The organism is Tabrizicola sp. (genome assembly GCF_051645465.1).
Taxonomy (GTDB): domain Bacteria; phylum Pseudomonadota; class Alphaproteobacteria; order Rhodobacterales; family Rhodobacteraceae; genus Tabrizicola.
Genome location: NZ_JBOFBI010000236.1, coordinates 1 through 1,843, shown reverse-complemented (window position 1 = coordinate 1,843; position 1,843 = coordinate 1). Strand labels below are relative to the sequence as shown.

The window sequence follows — 1,843 nt, the reverse complement described above, 5'->3', positions numbered from 1 at the left end:
GCCACCCGGAACAGCTGCGTGAACCGTGCCGGAGCATATCCTGCAATCTGCGCCATGTCCGCGACGCCGATGTTCCGCTCCAGATGGGCCTCCGTAAATGCGACCACCCGGCGCAAGGCCGGACGCGGCAGTTTCGCCGGTCCGCCTTTCCCGTCCGCCCGGCCCGCGAGGAAGTTCAGGCGCGCCAGCACGCACTGCACCGCATGATCGGCAAACAGCCGCCCCTCTGCACCGCCGTCTTCCGCCTCCGACCACAGCGCTTCGCAGAGCATCGCAACCAGCCGGTCCCGAAACGGGGCCGCAAACAGCGGCGCGAACCTTTCGGTGTCCCCGTCCAGCATCGCTTCAGGCAGGCACAGCGCCAGAAACGAATGCCGCTCCGACAGCATGACGTCGGCGGCACTTCCCGGCGGCACCAGCGTCAGGTCTTGCGCACGCCACCGTCCGCGCCAGCGCCCGGCACCCCAGTCAAACGCAGCCTCCTGCGCCCCGCGCCGTGCCAGATACAGCAGCATGTTAGGCATGGCAGGGTCGGGATATGAACCCGCCGGCTGGTCGGCGATAAACATTGTGACAGGGGTCGTCCCCGTAAGGCGCCGTTCAACCAGGAAGGCCGCATAAGGCCCCCTTCCGTAGAAATCTGCATGATCCGCATAGAGATAGCCCATGCCCTGCCCGTCCTTTTTCAGCCGAATCTGACAAGAACCGCCGGGATTCGAAAGACCGCCCCGCCCGCATCCGCTTCACTGGGCGAAAATCAACCATAAAGGTGCAGGCATGACCCCCTCTCCGATTCTACAAGCTATCGTCCTCATTACACTTGCCACGGCAGCGACGGCTGACGAACGGGTAACAATCCGCGATGATCTTCTGTCGCACTTCGCCGCCGCCGGAACGGAAGGGACCATGGTCATCCATGACCGACTTGGGCAGGAGATGATCGTAATCGGTGAAGGCCGCGCCGTGCAGCCTTTCTCACCCTCGTCAACCTTCAAGATACCCAACACCCTGATCGCGCTGGAAACCGGCAGCATCGTGGGGATGGACGAGGTCTTTCCGTTCTCGGGTCAGCCGTTTCTGGTGAACGACCAGCCCTTCCTGCCGGATGCGTGCAATGCCGATGTGACCGTCGCCACCGCCCTGCGCTATTCCTGCATTCCGGTCTATCAGAACATCGCCCGTCGGATCGGGGCTGATACCTACAACCGTTGGCTCGGGGATTCCGGTTATGGCCCTGCAATCGTGACCGAGGCAAATCTGACCGACTTCTGGCTCAACGGCGACCTCGCGCTTACTGCCTTCGACCAGATAGCCTTTCTTGATCGCCTTACCAGCGGCGAGCTTGGTGTCGATGACGCCCGTCTGCGCGCGGTGGCAGAGGTGCTGGCCGTGGACCAGCCCGGTGATGCCGCAGTCTACGCCAAGACAGGCTACGTCTTCTCGACAGATCCCGCCATCGGCTGGTATGTTGGCTGGGTGGAAAGTGACGCGCGGCTGATCACCTTCGCGCTGAACCTCGACATCGCCACGCCGGACCACGCAAAGGCGCGTCAGGCCGTGGCATTTGCCGTCCTTCGCGATCTTGGCCTGATTGGTACGGTGCAATGATGGGCCCCTATATCTGGCCTGCGCTGCATGGCTGGCAGGACCTGTCCCAGATAAAAGTACGTCGCACTGGCGGCATTGTGGGAGCGCGCCGCGCGTGGATATTTGAAGACAGATGAAATGTCAGGCGTCGAGCTCAGCATCCCAGTAAAGGAAATCAAGCCAGCTGTCGTGCAGGTGATTTGGCGGAAACCGCCGTCCATGCGCCTGCATTTCCTCGGCCGAAGGTGCACGCGGG

The 1,843-nt window shown here is 62.6% G+C and carries 2 protein-coding genes and 1 pseudogene; 1 reads left to right on the top strand and 2 read right to left on the bottom strand.

Annotation, left to right across the window (positions count from 1 at the left end; genetic code table 11):
- Positions 1-524 (bottom strand): hypothetical protein (locus tag ACRCSW_RS15320; RefSeq protein ID WP_438706459.1); only part of this gene is annotated, 524 nt, incomplete at its 3' end.
- Positions 525-777: 253 nt separating this feature from the next.
- On the opposite strand from ACRCSW_RS15320, the gene ACRCSW_RS15315 reads away from it, so the two are divergent.
- Positions 778-1,608, top strand: coding sequence for a penicillin-binding transpeptidase domain-containing protein (locus ACRCSW_RS15315; RefSeq protein ID WP_438706458.1), 831 nt, complete (start codon positions 778-780; stop codon positions 1,606-1,608).
- Positions 1,609-1,728: 120 nt separating this feature from the next.
- Here ACRCSW_RS15315 and ACRCSW_RS15310 read toward each other — a convergent pair.
- Positions 1,729-1,843 (bottom strand): annotated as a pseudogene (locus ACRCSW_RS15310) (HNH endonuclease); the annotation flags it as partial.